General features: G+C 65.7%; 18 protein-coding genes, 1 tRNA gene and 2 pseudogenes. 12 read left to right on the top strand and 9 right to left on the bottom strand.

The window, feature by feature from the left end:
• Nucleotides 1-20: 20 nt before the first annotated feature.
• Nucleotides 21-476, bottom strand: a complete 456-nt coding sequence (locus tag N7I30_RS04375) for a hypothetical protein (RefSeq protein ID WP_498636943.1) — start codon at nt 474-476, stop codon at nt 21-23.
• Between the two features lie 143 nt (nt 477-619).
• Here N7I30_RS04375 and N7I30_RS04380 point away from each other — a divergent pair, with 143 nt between their 5' ends.
• Both N7I30_RS04380 and N7I30_RS04385 read left to right on the top strand, forming a co-directional pair.
• Nucleotides 620-967: a DUF952 domain-containing protein gene (locus N7I30_RS04380; protein WP_498636945.1), complete on the top strand. Its 348-nt coding sequence runs from the start codon at nt 620-622 to the stop codon at nt 965-967.
• On the top strand, nt 964-2,061 hold the full coding sequence (locus N7I30_RS04385) for a quinone-dependent dihydroorotate dehydrogenase (RefSeq protein WP_498636947.1): 1,098 nt from the start codon (nt 964-966) through the stop codon (nt 2,059-2,061). The genes N7I30_RS04380 and N7I30_RS04385 overlap by 4 nt, the downstream gene beginning before the upstream one ends.
• A gap of 29 nt (nt 2,062-2,090) precedes the next feature.
• Here the strand turns inward: N7I30_RS04385 and N7I30_RS04390 are convergent, their stop codons facing one another.
• The 3 genes from N7I30_RS04390 to N7I30_RS04400 form a co-directional block, all read right to left on the bottom strand.
• On the bottom strand, nt 2,091-2,528 hold the full coding sequence (locus N7I30_RS04390; RefSeq protein ID WP_230786485.1) for a response regulator: 438 nt from the start codon (nt 2,526-2,528) through the stop codon (nt 2,091-2,093).
• 2 nt (nt 2,529-2,530) lie between these two features.
• Nucleotides 2,531-3,652 (bottom strand): PAS domain-containing protein, encoded by a 1,122-nt coding sequence (locus N7I30_RS04395; protein WP_024349674.1) that lies wholly within the window; start codon nt 3,650-3,652, stop codon nt 2,531-2,533.
• A 130-nt stretch (nt 3,653-3,782) separates the two neighbouring features.
• Entirely contained in the window at nt 3,783-5,204 is a 1,422-nt protein-coding gene (locus N7I30_RS04400; RefSeq protein WP_498637134.1) for an MATE family efflux transporter, read from the bottom strand.
• Between the two features lie 96 nt (nt 5,205-5,300).
• Here N7I30_RS04400 and N7I30_RS04405 point away from each other — a divergent pair, with 96 nt between their 5' ends.
• Nucleotides 5,301-6,203, top strand: coding sequence for a histone deacetylase family protein (locus N7I30_RS04405; protein WP_498636949.1), 903 nt, complete (start codon nt 5,301-5,303; stop codon nt 6,201-6,203).
• A gap of 163 nt (nt 6,204-6,366) precedes the next feature.
• Nucleotides 6,367-6,858 carry a hypothetical protein gene (locus tag N7I30_RS04410; protein ID WP_498636950.1) on the top strand — a complete coding sequence of 164 codons (492 nt, stop codon included), beginning with the start codon at nt 6,367-6,369 and terminating at the stop codon, nt 6,856-6,858.
• Nucleotides 6,859-6,892: 34 nt separating this feature from the next.
• Here the strand turns inward: N7I30_RS04410 and N7I30_RS04415 are convergent, their stop codons facing one another.
• The 3 genes from N7I30_RS04415 to N7I30_RS04425 all read right to left on the bottom strand — a co-directional run bounded on the left by N7I30_RS04415 (nt 6,893) and on the right by N7I30_RS04425 (nt 9,856).
• Nucleotides 6,893-7,162 carry a DUF6460 domain-containing protein gene (locus N7I30_RS04415; RefSeq protein WP_498636952.1) on the bottom strand — a complete coding sequence of 90 codons (270 nt, stop codon included), beginning with the start codon at nt 7,160-7,162 and terminating at the stop codon, nt 6,893-6,895.
• A 113-nt stretch (nt 7,163-7,275) separates the two neighbouring features.
• Nucleotides 7,276-8,952 (bottom strand): cisplatin damage response ATP-dependent DNA ligase, encoded by a 1,677-nt coding sequence (locus N7I30_RS04420; protein WP_498637136.1) that lies wholly within the window; start codon nt 8,950-8,952, stop codon nt 7,276-7,278.
• A 100-nt stretch (nt 8,953-9,052) separates the two neighbouring features.
• The gene (locus N7I30_RS04425; RefSeq protein ID WP_498636954.1) at nt 9,053-9,856 is read right to left on the bottom strand and encodes an exonuclease domain-containing protein; all 804 of its coding nucleotides are present in this window, start codon (nt 9,854-9,856) and stop codon (nt 9,053-9,055) included.
• A 194-nt stretch (nt 9,857-10,050) separates the two neighbouring features.
• Between N7I30_RS04425 and N7I30_RS04430 the strand changes: the two genes are divergently transcribed.
• From N7I30_RS04430 to N7I30_RS04465, 8 genes and pseudogenes are all read left to right on the top strand, one after another.
• Nucleotides 10,051-11,007, top strand: coding sequence for an NAD(P)H-dependent flavin oxidoreductase (locus tag N7I30_RS04430; protein ID WP_498637138.1), 957 nt, complete (start codon nt 10,051-10,053; stop codon nt 11,005-11,007).
• Between the two features lie 142 nt (nt 11,008-11,149).
• Nucleotides 11,150-11,225: transfer RNA gene (locus N7I30_RS04435), tRNA-Thr, on the top strand.
• A gap of 258 nt (nt 11,226-11,483) precedes the next feature.
• Nucleotides 11,484-12,212, top strand: a complete 729-nt coding sequence (locus tag N7I30_RS04440) for a DUF4145 domain-containing protein (protein WP_498636956.1) — start codon at nt 11,484-11,486, stop codon at nt 12,210-12,212.
• Nucleotides 12,213-12,516: 304 nt separating this feature from the next.
• The gene (locus tag N7I30_RS04445; RefSeq protein ID WP_498636958.1) at nt 12,517-13,029 is read left to right on the top strand and encodes a hypothetical protein; all 513 of its coding nucleotides are present in this window, start codon (nt 12,517-12,519) and stop codon (nt 13,027-13,029) included.
• Between the two features lie 11 nt (nt 13,030-13,040).
• Nucleotides 13,041-13,454 (top strand): thermonuclease family protein, encoded by a 414-nt coding sequence (locus N7I30_RS04450; RefSeq protein WP_498636960.1) that lies wholly within the window; start codon nt 13,041-13,043, stop codon nt 13,452-13,454.
• 64 nt (nt 13,455-13,518) lie between these two features.
• Nucleotides 13,519-13,682: pseudogene (locus N7I30_RS04455) on the top strand (integrase core domain-containing protein); the annotation flags it as partial.
• A 143-nt stretch (nt 13,683-13,825) separates the two neighbouring features.
• A complete protein-coding gene (locus tag N7I30_RS04460; protein WP_498636962.1) occupies nt 13,826-14,137 on the top strand; it encodes a hypothetical protein in 312 nt (103 codons plus the stop codon).
• Nucleotides 14,138-14,159: 22 nt separating this feature from the next.
• Nucleotides 14,160-14,861 carry a PRC-barrel domain-containing protein gene (locus N7I30_RS04465; RefSeq protein ID WP_498636964.1) on the top strand — a complete coding sequence of 234 codons (702 nt, stop codon included), beginning with the start codon at nt 14,160-14,162 and terminating at the stop codon, nt 14,859-14,861.
• 55 nt (nt 14,862-14,916) lie between these two features.
• Here N7I30_RS04465 and N7I30_RS04470 read toward each other — a convergent pair.
• Both N7I30_RS04470 and N7I30_RS04475 read right to left on the bottom strand, forming a co-directional pair.
• Nucleotides 14,917-15,554, bottom strand: a pseudogene (locus N7I30_RS04470) (SOS response-associated peptidase).
• 290 nt (nt 15,555-15,844) lie between these two features.
• On the bottom strand, nt 15,845-17,041 hold the full coding sequence (locus tag N7I30_RS04475) for a phage major capsid protein (protein ID WP_498636966.1): 1,197 nt from the start codon (nt 17,039-17,041) through the stop codon (nt 15,845-15,847).
• Between the last annotated feature and the right edge of the window lie 89 nt (nt 17,042-17,130).

Consider the following 17,130-nt stretch of genomic DNA (forward strand, 5'->3'; position numbering starts at 1 on the left):
CCCCTCCCTCTCATCACGCGTCAGGTCCGGCCCGGCATCTCCGTCTCGGCGTCCGCATCATCCGACGGGGTCTCGCCGCGAATGTCCTCGTCGAGATCCCGGACGATGTCGGCGAAGCCCCGGAACAGCTTCTGCATCTGGTCGACGGCCCGATCGGCATCGTCGCTGTCGATCAGCGCCCGGCGGCCTTCTTCCAGTTCCTCCACCCGGGCTTCGAGATCGTCGAGGCGGGCGGCGAGATCGCCGTCACCGCTCGCGCCGCTGCCCCCGCCGAGTGTCGCATCGGTGCAGACGATGGCGTCGCCCGAAACCCGGCAGAACTCGACATCGCCGGTCACCGTGTCGAGCCGCGCGACGCCGCCATCGACGGGCTGCATCTCGTAGCGTCCGCCGGGCGTGTCGAGCAGCGACTGCGCGGCCGCCGGCGTCGCCAGCAGCGCGGTTGCGGTCAGGATCGTCAGTGCATATCCGGCCATGGCGGCCTCCCGTTGCTTGGGTGGATGGCCGGCTCGCTCCGGCCCTGGCGCGGACGCTAGACCGGGGACGTGACCACCTCGTGGCGGCAGAGGACCATTCGGCGCGATTGCTTTTTGCCGGTGCCTCTGGCAACCGAAGAAGCATGGTTGAGCCGATATACAAGATCGCGCCGCGGGCGCTGTGGGAGGCCGCGAAGTCCAAGGGCCGCTTCGACGGCGCACCGGTGGACGAGGCGGATGGTTACATCCATTTCTCGACCGGCCAGCAGGCCCGCGAGACGGCGGCCCGGCACTTCGCCCGCCAGGACGATCTCCTGCTGATCGCGGTCGATCCGGCCAAGCTCGGCGAGGCCCTGCGCTTCGAGCCGTCGCGCGGTGGCGCGCTGTTCCCGCATCTCTACGGTCCGCTGCCGCTGGACGCGGTGCTGTGGGTCGAGGATCTGCCGCTCGGCGCCGACGGCAATCACCAGTTCCCCGGCTCCGTCAGGTGAGACGCCTCTACCGGCTGGCACGCCCGGCCATCTTCCGCCTCGATCCCGAGCGCAGCCACGGCCTGTCGATCGCTGCCCTGAAGAGCGGCCTCGTGCCGCGCGCCGATACCCCGGTGGACAATCGTCTGCGCGTCGCGGTCGCCGGCATTGGCTTTCCCAATCCGCTCGGCCTCGCCGCCGGTTACGACAAGAATGCCGAGGTGCCCGACGCCGCGCTGCGGCTCGGCTTCGGCTTTGCCGAGGTCGGCACGATCACGCCGAAGCCGCAGGAGGGCAATCCCAAGCCCCGGGTGTTCCGCATCACGGCGAAAGAGGCGATCATCAACCGCCTCGGCTTCAACAACCAGGGCCATGCCGAAGCCTTCGCCCGGCTGTCCGCCCGCGCCCGCAAGCCGGGCATCGTCGGCGTCAATGTCGGGGCCAACAAGGACGCGATCGACCGGGTCGCCGACTATGTCGAGGGCATCAACGTCTTCGCCCCGGTCGCCAGCTATCTGACGATCAACATTTCCTCGCCCAACACGCCGGGCCTGCGGGCGCTGCAGAGCGGCTCGGAACTCGACCGGCTGCTGCGCTCGGCGGTGGCGGCGCGGGACGGCTACGCCGCCCTGTCGGGCACGGCGAAGACGCCGCTGTTCCTGAAGGTGGCGCCGGACCTGACCGAGGAGCAGATCGAGGAGATCGCCGGCGAGGTCACGCGGCGCGGCATCGACGGCATGATCGTCTCCAACACGACCCTGTCGCGCGAGGGGGTCACCGGCCTGCCGGACGCCACCGAGGCGGGCGGCCTGTCGGGCGCACCGCTGGCGGCGCGCGCGACCTATGTGCTGGCGCGGTTCCGCAAGGCGCTCGGCCCCGACATGCCGCTGATCGGCGTCGGCGGGATCGACAGCGCGGCGGAGGCGATCCGGCGGATCGAGGCGGGTGCCGACCTCGTGCAGCTCTACACGGCGCTGGTTTATCATGGCCCCGAACTGCCGGGCGCCATTCTCAGGGGAATCCTGCGCTATCTCGACCGCGCGGGGATCGACAGCCTGCGCGAGCTGCGCGACCGCGGCGTCGATGCCGTTCTCGCCGATCCGCCCGCGACCTGAGCCTCACAGCGTAGGGCGACGTCGCGGGCTCAGGCCCAGGCGAAAGCGAGGCCCGGCGAGGCGTGGAAGCTCGCCGGCGGCTTGCAGTGCGGCGGCGGGTTGGACATCCCCTCCTGCAGATACTGCATGATCCGGAAGACATCATGGCGCACGAAGGGCTTGGGGAGGACCCCATGTCCGCCGGCGAAGTCTTCCGGCAGCTTGCGCGGATTGCCGGTCACGAAGACCACCATCGTGTCGGGCCAGATGCTGCGGATATGGGTGCAGACATCGAGGCCGCTCGAATTCTCGGCCAGATGCAGATCGACGAAGGCGACGTCCGGCGCCAGATCTCGGGGCAGCGCCTGCACCTCGCGCAGCGACGCGCATTCGCCGGCCACCTCGTAGCCCGCATCCTCGATCATGGCTTCCATGTCCATGGCGAGGAGCGCTTCGTCTTCGACGATCAGGAACTTGAGCGCGGGCATGTTCAGGCAGCTCCTGCTTCGTCCGGCTGGTGCAGCGGGAAGCGGATGGACACATGGGTTCCGGAGGCGGCGCCGTTCCACTCGGTTTCGGCGCCGATCTGGCGCGACAGACGCGCGATCAGCGAGCGGCCCACCGAGCCGGTGGTGATCCGGTCCGCGTCGAACCCTGGACCGTCGTCGCGCAGATCGATCATGGCGTGGCCGTCGAGCTGCCGGACCTCGAGGCGCAATTCGCCGCTCCGTCCGTCGGCATAGGCGTGCTTGACGGCATTGGTGATCAGCTCGTTGAGGATCAGGCCGACCGGTGCCGCCTTGCTGGCGGCGATTGCGACGGCCTCGCACTGGCTGTTCAAACGGATGTCCTCGCGACCGCTGGCGCCCAGCACGTCCGAGGCGAGGCTGTCGGCGAAGGCGCCCACGTCGAACCGGGTCACGTCGTCGGCCTGGTAGAGCCGGCGATGGACGGCGGCCAGGGCGTCGATGCGCTCCAGCATGGTTTCCAGCGTCTCGCGGAACTTCGGATCGGGGATCGAGCGCATCTGGAGCCGCAGCAGCGAGCCGATCATGGTCAGGTTGTTCTTGACCCGGTGATCGACCTCGTTGAGCAGCAGCGTCTTGGCCTCCAGCGCCGCCTGCAGGTCGCGGGTGCGGGCATGGACCTGCGCCTCGACATCCTCCTTGCGGCGAGCCAGCGCCTGCTCGGCCTCGACCCGATCGGTCATGTCGAGCTGCGAAGCGAAGAAGAACTGGACGTCGCCGTCCTCGCCGCGCACCGGGCTGACATAGAGCGAATTCCAGAAGGCGCTGCCGTCCTTGCGGTAATTGCGCAACTGGACGTTCACCGCCTCTTCGCGCGCCACGGCCTGGCGCAGACGATCCACCTCGGCAGGATCGGTGTCAGGCCCCTGCAGGAACCGGCAGTTGCGGCCGATGATCTCGTCACGCGCGTAGCCGGTGAGATCCTGGAAGGCCTTGTTGGCGAAGACGATCGGATTGTCGGGCTGCCGCGGATCGGTGATGATCATCGGCATGCGGGTTCCGCGAATGGCAGCCGCGAAGGGATCGCCCCGGCCCTGCTCGTGGCCGATGATCTCGGTAAGGTGCCAGTCGTCGCGCTGTCTCATGTCCTGCTGCCGTCGGTTCCCGTAAGTCCGGTCGGCGGCGAGGCGCAACCTGAGGGTGGGTAAAGATGGTCAGCTAACGGCAAGTCCCGGTTTCCGTTCCGTCGAACTTTCGTCTTGTCTGTGGACAACGTTACCGCACTGCAGCGCCCTCACGTCCGCCCGGCCATGACGGCACGGCGAAGGTCTCGGCCCGCCGCCGCGGCACCAGCGCCAGCAGGCTGAAGCCGCGAAAGCCCAGAAAGCCCAAAAGCGCCAGCCACAGGCCCGTATTGCCGTAGAACGGCGTCAGCGCGTAGGCGGCGGCCGCGAAAACGAGGAAGGCGGCGATCATCATGTTGCGCATGGTCCGTGACCAGGTGGCGCCGATGAACACGCCGTCCATGATGAAGGCCAGCGCGCCGGCGACCGGCGTCAGCGCCGCAAACGGCAGATAGTCCCCGGCCATCTGCCGCACCGCCGGGTCCGTCGTCAGTCCTGCGATCAGCGCCTCGCCGGCGAAGAGGAACACCGCCGAGACCACCAGGGACACGACCATGCCCCACAGGATGGTGAGGCGGACGGCCCGGTCGAAGGCCGGCCGGTAGCGCGCCCCGACCGAACGCCCGACCAGTTGCTCAGTGGCCGTCGCCAGCCCGTCGAGGAAATAGCTGCCGACCGCGAAGAAGTTCATCAGGATGCCGTTGGCCGCCAGCACCAGCGTGCCGAACTGGGCCCCGAGCCGCGCGAACAGCATGAAGGCGCCGAGCAGGCAGAAGGAGCGGATCATGATATCGCGATTGACCGCGATCATCCGCACGAAGCCGGCCCGCTCGAAGACCCGCGCACGGGACGGCCGGTCGGCGGCGTCGAAACGCCGCAAGACGACGAGGAAGCCGACAAGGGCGCCTATCGCCTCGCCGCAGACCGTGCCGACGGCGACGCCGGCAATGCCGTATTCCATCACCAGGCCGAACAGGATCGACAGGGCGATGTTGGTCCCGTTGACGACGAATTGCAGGGCGAGCCCCAGGCCGCCCCGGCCGCAGCCCAGCACATGGCCGAGAATGGCGTAGTTGAGAAAGGCGAAGGGCGCCGAGAACATCCGCACGAAGACGTAAAGCCCGGTCGCGGCAACGACCCCCGGCCCCGGCGCGATGGCCAGAAGGCCGAGCCCGGTGATCAGCGGCTCGGCGGCGATCAGCCCTGCGCCGATCAGCAGCGACAGCACCACCGAGCGCCAGAACACCGCCTGCACCTCGCGGCCGTTCTCCTCGCCGGCCGCCTGCGCCGTCAGCCCGGTCGTACCGGAGCGCAGGAAATTGAAGGTGGCGAAGGCGAAATCGAAGATCAGCGCGCCGACCGCCAGCCCGCCGAGCGCCGTCGCATCGCCGATCCGCCCGACCACCGCCGTATCGGTCAGCCCGATCAGCGGCGTCGTTAGGAAGGCCAGCGTCATCGGCAGGGTGATCTTCCAGACATCGCGATGGGTGACCGCGAAGGGGCGCGAGCGCGGCGCCGGTCCGCCCGGCTCCGCGCCGCTGCCGCCGCCGCGCCTGTCGTCCTGATCGATCATCTCGTGCATGGGCGGCAGGTTGCACCGGCATCGCAGGCACGCAAGCGAAACCTTGCCGCGGTGAATCCCGGCGAGGCCGCCCTAGCTTGTCGCCGAATGCCTCTTCCGATCATCCACCATCCCGCCTTCGACGCGGATTTTGACGCCGCGCACCGGTTTCCGATGTCGAAATTCTCGCGGCTCGCCGAAATCCTCGTCGAGGACGGGCTCGTCGCGCCCGGCGGCTACCATGAACCGGCGCCTGCGCCGCAGGACTGGCTGCGGCTGGCCCATGACCCGCTCTATGTCCACCAGGTGCTGTTTTCGGCCGTGCCGCCGGAGATGGAGAAGGCGATCGGTTTCCGGGTCGACGAGAAGGTGGCACTGCGCTCGCGCTGTGCCACCAGCGGCACGGTGCTGACCGCCCATCTGGCGCTTGTCGAGGGGCTCGCCTGCAACACGGCCGGCGGCAGCCATCATGCGGCGCGGGACGGCGGCGCCGGCTTCTCGGTGTTCAACGACGTGGCGGTGGCGGCGTCGCTGCTCCTGGCCGACGGCGATGCCGGCCGCGTCCTGATCGTCGATTGCGACGTCCACCAGGGCGACGGCACGGCCCGCATCTTCGAGAACGAGCGGCGGGTCTTCACCCTGTCGCTGCATGGCGCGAAAAACTATCCGGTGCGCAAGGCGCAGTCAGATCTCGACGTGCCGCTGGCCGACGGCACTGGCGACGCCGACTATCTCGACGCCCTCGTGCCGGCGCTGGCCGAGGGGCTCCGCCGGTCGCTGCCCGACATCGTCTTCTACAATGCCGGCGTCGACCCGCACGAAGACGACCGGCTCGGCCGCCTGGCGCTGAGCGATGCCGGCCTTGGCGAGCGCGACCGCACGGTGATCGGGACCTGCCGCGACGCCGGCATCCCCGTCGCCTGCGTCATCGGCGGCGGCTATTCCCGCGACATCGACGCGCTGGCCCGCCGCCATTCGATCCTGCACCGGGTAGCCTCAGAGTTCGCCTGAGCGATCCGTGTGCCGCGGTCACGAGGGCGCCATGCCGATCCCTTGTCGGCACGACAGCAGGCAGGCATGATGCCGGATATTCCCTTACGGAATATCCTGCGCCCGAGGTGCCCTCGCCATGTATGGTTCGAAATTCCTGAAGTACACTGTCTTCCTCTCGGCTTTGGCTGCGGTCGCGCTGACTGCGTGGCTTTTAAAGAATAAACCCGAATATTTCCTGCTAGCCCCCATCGAAACGGGAACGATCGTCGCCATCCTCGAACGGCTCGGCATCTTCGTCGTGCTGGCCTTGTTCGTGGAGCGGGCGACCGAGGTCTATGTGGCGGTGTTTCTCGAGCCCTACCAGCCCAAGGCGAACTTCGTCGGACCACTTGCGGAAACAGCGATGGACAGCAAAGCGATCAAGTTTCGCACCACGATCTTTTCGCTCATTCTGGGGCTTTTCATTGGCCTCGCCGGCGTCAGCATCCTCGGTGCGCTGCTACCGACCGACTTCAAGATGGGCGTGGTCCTGCGTCTGGCCGACATCGTGCTCGTCGGCGCCCTGTTGTCGGGCGGCGCCGAACCGATCCACCAGATCATGGAGGCGATCTCCGAGAGCGCCGCGGCGGTCAAGAAGCGCGCACAGGCGCAGAAGGCCGCAGCGACCGTCTGACCCTGCTCGCTCCGGATGCGCCGCGTCGAACCGCCTAGCGGCGGCCGATGGTCAGCAGGCGCGAGATGATGAAGATCGGGATGACGATGGCCGCGCCGAGCAGGAAATAGTCCAGCGCCCGGTCGAGCGAGCCGAAGATGTTGTACCAGAGCCAGTCGAACAGGCCGAAGAACCAGTCGATCACGTCGGCCGGGCTCCAGGACAGCCAGGACAGGATCACGCCGACGACGATCGACAGCAGGATCAGCCGCATGATCACGCCGAGCGGCGAGCCACCGAGAAACCTGTTCACCCGTTCCGACATGTTGCACTGCTCCGCTGCGTCCCTGCCCGGCAGGTAGGCGGTCGCGCCGCGCGGCACAAGCCCGCAGCACCGGCCAGCCGGTGCACGGCCCTTCCCCGGCAGCCCTGCGGCGCCTATTCCGGCATCGGCTCGGGCAGCATCGCCTGCAGCGTCTCCAACCGGTCCGCCTCGAAGGCCGGCTTGTCCCATCTCAGCCGCGAGACGCGCGGAAAGCGCATGGCGACGCCGCTCTTGTGGCGGCTCGACCGGGCCAGCCCCTCGAAGGCGACTTCCAGGACGAGGCCGTGATCGGGCTCGGCCCGCACCGAGCGCACCGGCCCGAAGCGCTCGATCGTGTTGTCGCGGACATATTTGTCGAGCTGCTTCAGCTCCTCGTCGGTGAAGCCGAAATAGGCCTTGCCGACCGGCACCAGCTCGGGATCGTCCATCGGTCCGGTCCAGACGCCGAACGTGTAGTCGGAATAGAAGCTCGACCGTTTGCCGTGGCCGCGCTGGGCATACATCAGCACCGCGTCGACCAGATGCGGGTCCTGCTTCCACTTGAACCACGGCCCCTTCGGCCGGCCCGGCACATAGGTGGAGTCCCAGCGCTTCAGCATCACGCCCTCGATCACCGGATGGGGCGGGCCGGCCCGCAGGCGTGCGAGTTCGCCGAAATCGGAAAAGGCCAGGAAGGGCGAGACGTCGAAGCGGGTCGGCTCCAGGCCGGTGACGAAGCGGTCGAGCCGCTTGCGGCGCTCGGCAAAGGGCAGCGCCCGCAGATCCTCGTCGCCGTCCTGCAAGAGATCATAGGTCCGCAGGAACACCGGATAGCGCTTCAGGACCGCCGCCGAGACCGTCTTGCGGTTCAGGCGCTGCTGCAGGTCTGAGAAGGTGCCGACGACGATGTCGTCGCGCGGCGCCCCCTCATGCGCGTCGACCTTCGGCGTGCCGCCGCCCTGCGGCTGCGGCGTGGCGACCAGCAGCTCGCCGTCGAGCGCGCCCTCATAGGTCATGAAGTCGAGAAGATCGGGAAAGGCGTTGGAGATGTCGTCGCCGGTGCGCGAATACAGCCGCCGCGTGCCGTTCTCCGCCGTCGCCTGGACGCGGATGCCGTCCCATTTCCACTCCGCCGCATAGGTCTCGGGGTCGATGCGACCGTAATCCGGCTCCTCCAGCGCCTGCGACAGCATCACCGGGCGGAACGGCGAGGCCGCCGCCGAGACCGGCTTGTCGTCGCGCCCTTCGAGCCAGGCGAAGAGGCTCTCATAGGGCAGTTGCAGCCCGTGCCAGAGCTCCTCGATCTCGGCCACCGGCCGGTCGCCGAACTCCGCCAGCGCCTGCTTGGCGAGGCGCGAGGAGACGCCGATGCGCATGGCGCCGGTGACGAGCTTCAGCAGCGCATATCGGCCCGAGGAATCCAGCCGGTCGAGCCAGGCCTCGACGAGCGCCGGGCCGTCCTTGCGGGTCGCCGCATCCAGCGTCTCCACCACCTCGGCCAGCGTCGGCGGATCGGCCGGCCGAGCGGCACCATCCAAGGGCGACGGCCAGACCAGCGCGATGGTCTCGGCCAGATCGCCGACATAATCGTAGGAATAGCCGAACAGCACCTCGTCCATGCGGCTTGCCATCAATTCGCGCAGCATGGCCGGCTTGACGCTGCGAACGTCGAGATCGCCGGTGATCGCCGCCAGCGCATAGCCGCGCTCGGGATCGGGCACATGGCGGAAGAAATCCACCATCAGGCGCAGCTTGCCGTTGCGCGACGGGGTCAGGACCAGGCGGTCGAGGAGTTCGGCAAAGCGCTTCATGGGGTTCCGGAACGGCTGCGGATCGGCGATGGCGGGGCACATAGGGCGCTTGCGCCGGGCCGCATCGTACCCGAGGCAGCCCACGCCGCCTCCGGTCGGCTCAGATGGCGGTCGCCGGCATCTGGCGGGCACCGCGCACGCTGCGCAGCCGCAGATGGTGGCGGGCGGTGAAGACGGCGTCGGCCTCCATGCCGGGCTCGCGCAGCAGCCATTCCAGATAGGCGTCCGGCACCTCGGCGAGGGCGACGCCCTTGTGGCGGCCGAAGCGCAGCCGCGCCAGCAGCGCCGGCTCGTTCGAGACCCGCTCGGCCCGCTCCAGAAAATCGTCCACGTCGTGACAGCGCGGCATCAGCGTTGCCGCGATGGTCCGCAGTAGTACCGCCGTGCAGACCGCGTCGTAGAGCGCCCGGTGCGGATGCAGCCCTTCCAGCATCGGCCGCACCTCGGACAGATCCAGCGGCACATATTTGACCAGGCTCTGCAGGCCGTGCGCCCGCACCTGGGGAAAGGCCCGCAGCGCCAGCTTGTAGGTGCACAGCCAGCGCCCGGTCAGCCGCAGCCGCGAGCGATCGAAGCTGGCGCGCTGGGCGGCATAGAGGCCGGCCGACGCGAAGGGCCGGACCGCCTCGGCAAAGGGCGGCGCGCCTTCCAGCATGGCGTCGCTGATCTGGTGGACCTTGCGGGCATGCGGATTGATCGCGACGCCGCCGGGATCGCACAAGCTCTGCAGCGGGTTGCCGATCGCACCGGTTGCCAGATCCACATCGATCGAGCCGATCTCGATGACGGCATCCTCTTCCAGCCGGTGGCCCGCCGTCTCCACGTCGATGACGCGGACGGTCGTCGGCCCGGGCTCGGCAAAGAGCGAGGGCGTGGTGGGCACGGGCGGGAACAGGTCGGACATCGCCCGCCAAGATCGGTCGTCGCGGGCCGGCGCGCAAGATGGTGCGACCGCCTGTCCGGCAAAGCGGCGCCCTGCCCGGACGATGGTGCTATCGAACACGCGCCGGGCCACCCCCGACACCGATCTTTGCAGGGCCCGAGCGATCTGCTACGACGCCATACTCTTACGTTTACGTCAAAATCATAGGTGTGATCCTGGCCCTCCCCACGCTTCTCGAAGGTCGCCTGCGGCTGCCGGTCATCGCCGCGCCGCTGTTCATCATCTCGCATCCGGCGCTGGTCATCGCCCAGGCCAAGGCCGGCATCGTCGGCGCGTTCCCGGCGCTGAACGCCCGGCCCGCGGCCCAGCTCGACGAATGGCTCTGCGAGATCGAGGAGGCACTGGCCGCCCACGACCGCGCGCATCCCGAGCGGCCGGCCGCGCCCTTCGCCGTCAACCAGATCGTCCACCGCTCCAACACCCGGCTGCAGGAGGACCTGGCGGTCTGCGTGAAGCACAAGGTGCCGATCGTCATCACCTCGCTGGGCGCGCGGCCCGAAGTGAACGAGGCGGTGCATTCCTATGGCGGCCTCGTGCTGCACGACGTCATCGACGACCGCTTCGCCCGCAAGGCGATCGAGAAGGGCGCCGACGGCCTGATCGCGGTGGCGGCCGGCGCCGGCGGCCATGCCGGCACGCTGTCGCCCTTCGCGCTGATCCAGGAAATCCGCGAATGGTTCGACGGGCCGGTGTTCCTGTCCGGCGCGATCGCCACCGGCGACGCGGTGCTCGCGGCCGAGGCCATGGGCGCCGACGGCGGCTATATCGGCTCGGCCTTCATCGCCACCGACGAGGCGCGGGCGGCCGAGGACTACAAGCAGGGCATCGCCCGCGGCCGGGCCAGCGACATCGTCTATACCGACCTCTTCACCGGCATCCACGGCAACTACCTGCGCGAATCCATCGTCGCCGCCGGCCTCGACCCGGACGCCCTGCCCGGCAGCGATCCCAGCCAGATGGATTTCGGCGGCAGTGCCAAGCCCAAGGCCTGGAAGGAGATCTGGGGCTCGGGCCAGGGCATCGGCGCGGTGCGCTCGGTCGGTCCGGCCAGCGCCCTGGTCGATCGCCTCGCCGCCGAATACGACGCCGCCAGGCGCCGCATCTGCGGCTGACGCAGCCCGCCGCACCCCACTTGCCGGCGGCGCATCGCACAATCGTGCCGCGCCGCCGCCCCATGTCGCTTTCCCGCTTGAACCCGACCGCGTTTCCCGCTATCAGGGCGCCGTCCGCGGATTTCGATCCGATCCGGACCGTGCCGCTTTAGCTCAGTTGGTAGAGCACGTCATTCGTAATGACGGGGTCGCGTGTTCGAGTCACGCAAGCGGCACCATTTTCCCAGTGCTATCAACGTGTTGTGGCGCCCTCCGATGGCACGTGACTGAAAGAGCCGTCTGGGGTTCCGGTGGGGTTCTTACCCGAGCAGTGTGTCGTGTTCGCCTTTTGCTCTTAGGACGTCGAACGTTAAGCGGGTCCGAACTAGCCGCCAGAACAATGGAATATTTTTATGGTATTGCGCACTAGAGGGCAGAAATCATCGATCTATCGCTGGACCTGCCCCGTCTGTCAGCATGCCCAAGTGGTAACTCCGATGAATTCATATGATTCTTTTCATTTGATAAATGTAGGAGCGCATAAACTGGGGGAAGTGGGGCTTCGGACTCAAGCGATATCATGCTCGAACGCAGACTGTCGGGACATTTTTCTACATACTGCTCTAATAAAGTCTTCCCGCTCTCCTTCTGGCGGAAGTGCGCCGTCAGGTGAGCCCATATCCTCGTGGCAATTGAGACCGTATTCATTAGCCAAGCCACAGCCAGAGTGTGTCCCTAAAGCACTAGTGGATGATTATGAGGAAGCATGCCTCATCAGGGAACTTAGTCCGAAAGCTTCTGCCACGTTATCCCGCAGGTGCCTCCAAGGTATGATCCGGGATTTCTGCGATATTCGGAAGAGAACTCTTTTTGAGGAAGTGAATGAACTCCGACGTCGCCTTGACAAGGGCACGGCACCGCAAGGCGTAGAACACGAAACTGTCGAAGCATTTGATGCCGTGCGCGAAGTTGGGAATATCGGCGCTCACATGGAGCGGGATATTAACGTTATCATAGACGTTGACCCCGGCGAGGCGCAGACACTGATCGAACTAATCGAGATGCTGTTTGATGAATGGTACGTCGCTCGGCACAAGCGGAGGCAGAGGTTGGCCCGAGTAAAGGACGTTGCCGAGGAAAAGAACGCAGCCAAAACGCCTCGCGTCGGGAATGATGTCGAACCTCCAAAGGAATTGTCCTCTGGTCGAGATCCCGCTGACGGCTGAGGCGTCAGGGCCTTGGGCCTCTAGCTGATCCCGTACGGTCCGGGCCAAGAATACTATGTTGGCGCGCCATCTTGCCACTAGGCGATTAGCAGCGCGTGGAGGGAGATGCCGTTTAAGCTGAGGCGCTTCCCAGCCGCGAGCGCCGCCGCATCCGCCGCGAACGGGTCGATCTTTTCGCCGATCCTGTCCGACCAAGAATGCAGCCGCCAAGAATTCGTCGGCGAACTAGCTTTCTCCCCATCAGCACGTTTGACGAGCATTGCCGTGGCGTGATCTCGTTTCCGCAAGTTGTTGGAGGGGGAACATGATTCGACGAACACTTCTGCTCGGCTCGGTGCTGTTGGCTTTGAGTGCCTGCCAGACTGTGCAGCACCAGACTGCTAGTGGCCGACCCGAGGCAACTATCGCCGCGCCCTCGTCCGAAGTGAAAACGGCGTTCGTTGGAGCGATGACCAACTACGGCTATTCGCTGACTAAGGACACACAGTTTCAGATCGTGATGGAAAAGCCGGTGTCCAACGTGATGGCGAACGTCCTGCTGGCCAGCGAGTACGATCCAACGATCGAGGCGAGGGTCTCCGCTACATTCTTGGACATGGGCCAGCAAACACGCGTTACGACGGATATGGCGATCGTTCGCAACGGAGGGTCTGCCTTCGAAGCAGTCTCGCCTATGAACAACAATCCCGACTCAGCAGGCGTTCAAAGCCTCTTGAACGAGATCAAAACGGGCTTGGAGGCCGGCAAGAGCGTGGGACAAGTTGTCGGGGAAGCTTCGAGTCGGAATATCTCTCAGCGTGCTGGAACCGGCGCGTAAGGAGTTGCTCTATGCGTCTCGCCCTACCGTTCGCGATTGCTCTGTCGATTTCCGCTAATGCTGTCGCCGCCGGCACCATCCCGGTTTGCTCCGGCGGCAACCGGGCAGAGCGAAAGCTCACTTGCGTCGTCGACGGCGACACTGGATGGGAGCGCGGCGTGAAGTGGCGGGCGTTGAACGTCGACACGCCCGAGATAAGCCAGCCGGAATGCGCCGCGGAAAAGCGGCTCGGCCTCCGAGCGCGGGATCGCTTGCGACAGCTTATGGCCGGCGGGTATCGTATCGAGTGGACTGGCGGGCGCGGTCGCTATGGGCGCGAGCTCGCAAACGTCATCCTGTCCGATGGGCGGGATGCGGGTCAGGTGTTGATTCGAGAGGGACTATCACAGCCATGGCCGAACCAAGGGAACCGTTGGTGCCGATGATCGAATTTGAGCCCAACGCCATCGACGATCTTCTTTCGGTGGAACATGGACCCAGCGCATAGTGAGGCTGCGGGACGAACTCCTCAACGGCGAGATCTTCTACTCGCTGGCCGAGGCGAAGGTCGTGATCGTAAGCTGGCGCCGCCACTACAACACGGCATGTCCGCGCTTGTCATCGGCTCCGACCCGCCGGCACCCCAGGTCCCGCAATGGCCGCTCATGAAATAAGATTTGCGCGGGGACCCGCCGACGAGCGCCGACCAACTGCACATCACGCAGCGGCTTCTCCCGTGGACGAGGGACAGAGATTATTGTAGGATTGCTCAAAGAATGACACATTTGTCGGCGATCCAGTTGGATAGGTTTTGCAGATGGACGAGGTGAGCTGGCTTGCGCTGCTAGCAATTGCACTCGTCATTGTGCTCGCCATTTTTTTTATTGGTCTTGTGAGGCGACGGAAAAGAGCCGACATCGCAGACATCTACGCGTTGATTTTCACGCCTGCCGGCCTTGTGGGGGGCGCGAAAATGACCGTATTTTCGTGGAATTTTCCGGCGATGTCGCAGGGCTTAACAGCCGCTTCTTTGCTAGATCCTGTCACGATGTTTCTTTCGGGCGCGGCGCTTGCAGTATTCGCAATATTCTCAGCTCTTGTGCTCATCTTCAAGGCGTGGTCGCCATGATTGAATCTTGGGGAAACTCCCTGTGACGACGCTCATTGGAATAAATCCCGTGGATCGCCGAATTTGGTGGATTGGCACGATTGTTGGCCTAGTCACACTAGGCGGCGTCAATGGCTATGTCTGGTACATCGAGAAATCAGCTCCTCCTGCGTTGCCGCAGGCAGAACCTTCTGATCAAACGCCTCCGCAACCCGTCCAGCAGGCTCCGGAAGCGGAGCCCGAAATAAGCGAGCCGGTTAGCGATCAACTTATAGCATCGCGTCCCCGCTCCCAGCCCGATAGTAAAGATGACACAACGGCGACGATTGCCGGCGCCCCAGACCAGCAGCAGATGACCCCGGTCACCGACTCGGCTCAGCTGACCGCCGACAATCTGATGGGCACGACCGTCTACGGTGCTGATGACTCCTCCGTTGGCGACATCGGTGACATCGCCCTCAACGCCGAAGGTTCGGTCGACGCCGTGATCGTCGATGTCGGCGGCTTCATGGGCATTGGCGCGAAGCAGGTGGCCGTGGCCATGGACAACCTGCAGTTCATGCAGGACGCCAACGGCTCGATGTATCTCTACACGCAGTTCACCCAGGAGCAGCTCGAGAACGCGCCGGAGTACAACGCCGACACCTACGCCGACAACCGCGAGATCATGCGGTTGCAGAAAGGTCAGGAGCCATCGCAAACGAGCCCCGGCCAAGGTACGGCCGGGGCGCCTGTGGCCAACTGACAGTGACAATTCCGCATCAGAGTGCGCTTCCAGCCCCATTCTTACCGCGCGGCTGCTACGCATCGCTCCACTCCCCACCGGCAACGATCTGCAAAGCGTCGTCCGGCAAGGGCCGTTGCAGCGCTGACGCTCTGGCCAATCTGCCCGCTTCCAGATGGCCATCTCTTCCCGATTTGTCAGGATGACAGGCATCGCCTTCGGATGCATTGGTGCCGCGACGGCGTTTGGTTCGCACGAGGTCCACATTCACCTCGTCCTCTTTCGTCTTCCGCACGCTGGTCCAGTTGGTCCAGATCCCGGCGAACACCATCAGCGGACGGCTCTCGTCCTGCGCGAACCATACCGGCGCCTTCTTGCCCTCAGTCGTCGTCTCGTATTCCGAGAAGCTGGTGAAAGGCCCCAGGCAGCGGTTCGCCGGACCCAGCTATCGACGCCAGTGTGCGACTTCACGTTGCGGACATTGGTCACGCCGCTATCGACGGTGCGGCCCTTTACGGCGAACTGAGGCGACGGCATGCCCCAGCGTATCATCGTCATCTCACGCTCGCCGTTCTCGGCTGTACGCACGACCGGTGCGGCGTAATCAGGGAAAACGCCGGGCAGCGACGGTAAGTTTCCGGTGCTATCACGCATCGCGCGAGTGAATTCGCGGATTGCCGCTTGGACCTTGGTGATCGAGTATAGATTGCACATGGTCGCAGGACAGCACAGGCGCCATCTGCCGTCGAGGGGATTGAGACGAACTGATCTCGGCTGGTTTCCGGTTCGGAAATCAAATGGGGGATTAATTCTGCGCATGCGGTAGGCGCGGGTTACGGCGGGCGAAAAGCTCCAGACTTTGACTATGCCCTCCCCCCATCTCTGGCGATGGGTGGCGACGGCCTAAGCGCCTCAAGCTCAGACCGCCGCCGATGGTGGCAATGCAGGACGCACACTGCCACCGCAGAGAGAGCGCGTCGGAGATGGCACGCTCCCTCATCTCGTTAGCCGCTGACGGCGCTGGAGAGCGTGCCGTGCACCATTGCCGCCGGCATTGTGATGGCGAGCGCCAGACGCTTCTCGGCGCGAACCGCGAGCATGTTCTTGATGAAGAAGTCAGCGTGCTCGCTGGAGATCAGCACCTCGATCTCCATGCGATCGTAGATCGTAGCCGCACGTCGGAAGTCGCCCACCAGGAACTCGCCTTCCGGCATGCTGTTGCTGGCCACCACGGGCAAGCGCCACAGCACCTCGGGCGTGTTGCCGAAGGGACCGGCGCCGAGATAGCGGTTGTCGCCATCCTTCATGCCGGTCATGCGCTCCCAATCTAGGCTGTTGAGGATGACGCCGTTCGCCGGGATCTCGGAACCGGGCGCCGCCAACTGCGCCTTTGCCTGAAGGATGGTGTCGATGTCGGTGTCGCCGGTATCCTGGAACGGCGCTGAGAACGCCACGGCAGCGCCGATCAGACCTTCGAGGTTTTCCCCGGTGCCGTCGCCTGCGAGAAGCTGCGCCTCTTCGATGAGGTCGAGGCCATAGCGCAACTCGCCGTCGAGGACCGACTGAAGCTGCGAGGCGTCATCCATAGCCTGCCGGCTGACAGGCACCCAATGCGCCAAGGTGCGAACCGGAGCCTCGGCCCGTTCCCACGCATAGACCGACTCGGGCTTCGTCGTTCCTTCGGAGACCATAGCCGCGTTGTTCGTGCGAGTAGTCTGCCGCGCGAACTCGACGAGCCCGGAAGTCGTGCGACCGGGATTGAGAAGATCGCGCACAGTCATCCGGCGGCGGGCGATCTCCGTCGGATCGGTACGGGCATCACGCGGGATCAGAGCGCCGCCGGAGCTGACGCCCGTGGTGATGGCCTGCTGGATCTTGAACCGATGCTTGCCGTCCGGGTTAGCCTGCGCCGCGAGGAAGGCTTCGGAATTGACCACCTGTCCGCCCCACGAAGACGAGGCGCCGTCGCTGCGCCGGCCAAAGCCGCCCGCGTGCGACTGCTCGAAATCGATCTGACGCGTTTCCAGAGCCTCGATCTTGTTCATGGCGTTGTCGCTGATGCGAGCCACCTCAGATCGGATTGCGGTCAGGACCGCGGGCAGATCGCCGGCATCGGCGCGGACCCCGCCAGTGACCCCTGCAGGGGGCTTGGAAGCCATGAGGGCCGCGAGGGGCGCCGGAGGCATGAAGTGCTTGGTCATTGGGTTGAGCCTCAATGTGAGGCGGGACCGGAGGGCTTTTGCGCGCTGCCAATCGCCGCCGTCGTTAAACGGGTGCTCACGCGCTCAAA

The sequence above is a fragment of the Aurantimonas litoralis genome (assembly GCF_026153195.1).
In the GTDB taxonomy this organism is placed as follows: domain Bacteria; phylum Pseudomonadota; class Alphaproteobacteria; order Rhizobiales; family Rhizobiaceae; genus Aurantimonas; species Aurantimonas coralicida.

Excerpts from the sequence above, each read along its gene's own strand:
- N7I30_RS04375 (WP_498636943.1), bottom strand. The coding sequence starts at position 476 with ATGGCCGGATATGCACTGACGATCCTGACCGCAACCGCGCTGCTGGCG.
- N7I30_RS04380 (WP_498636945.1), top strand. The coding sequence starts at position 620 with ATGGTTGAGCCGATATACAAGATCGCGCCGCGGGCGCTGTGGGAGGCC.
- N7I30_RS04390 (WP_230786485.1), bottom strand. The coding sequence starts at position 2,528 with ATGCCCGCGCTCAAGTTCCTGATCGTCGAAGACGAAGCGCTCCTCGCC.
- N7I30_RS04395 (WP_024349674.1), bottom strand. The coding sequence starts at position 3,652 with ATGAGACAGCGCGACGACTGGCACCTTACCGAGATCATCGGCCACGAG.
- N7I30_RS04400 (WP_498637134.1), bottom strand. The coding sequence starts at position 5,204 with ATGATCGATCAGGACGACAGGCGCGGCGGCGGCAGCGGCGCGGAGCCG.
- N7I30_RS04405 (WP_498636949.1), top strand. The coding sequence starts at position 5,301 with ATGCCTCTTCCGATCATCCACCATCCCGCCTTCGACGCGGATTTTGAC.
- N7I30_RS04415 (WP_498636952.1), bottom strand. The coding sequence starts at position 7,162 with ATGTCGGAACGGGTGAACAGGTTTCTCGGTGGCTCGCCGCTCGGCGTG.
- N7I30_RS04420 (WP_498637136.1), bottom strand. The coding sequence starts at position 8,952 with ATGAAGCGCTTTGCCGAACTCCTCGACCGCCTGGTCCTGACCCCGTCG.
- N7I30_RS04425 (WP_498636954.1), bottom strand. The coding sequence starts at position 9,856 with ATGTCCGACCTGTTCCCGCCCGTGCCCACCACGCCCTCGCTCTTTGCC.
- N7I30_RS04440 (WP_498636956.1), top strand. The coding sequence starts at position 11,484 with ATGAATTCATATGATTCTTTTCATTTGATAAATGTAGGAGCGCATAAA.
- N7I30_RS04445 (WP_498636958.1), top strand. The coding sequence starts at position 12,517 with ATGATTCGACGAACACTTCTGCTCGGCTCGGTGCTGTTGGCTTTGAGT.
- N7I30_RS04450 (WP_498636960.1), top strand. The coding sequence starts at position 13,041 with ATGCGTCTCGCCCTACCGTTCGCGATTGCTCTGTCGATTTCCGCTAAT.
- N7I30_RS04460 (WP_498636962.1), top strand. The coding sequence starts at position 13,826 with ATGGACGAGGTGAGCTGGCTTGCGCTGCTAGCAATTGCACTCGTCATT.
- N7I30_RS04475 (WP_498636966.1), bottom strand. The coding sequence starts at position 17,041 with ATGACCAAGCACTTCATGCCTCCGGCGCCCCTCGCGGCCCTCATGGCT.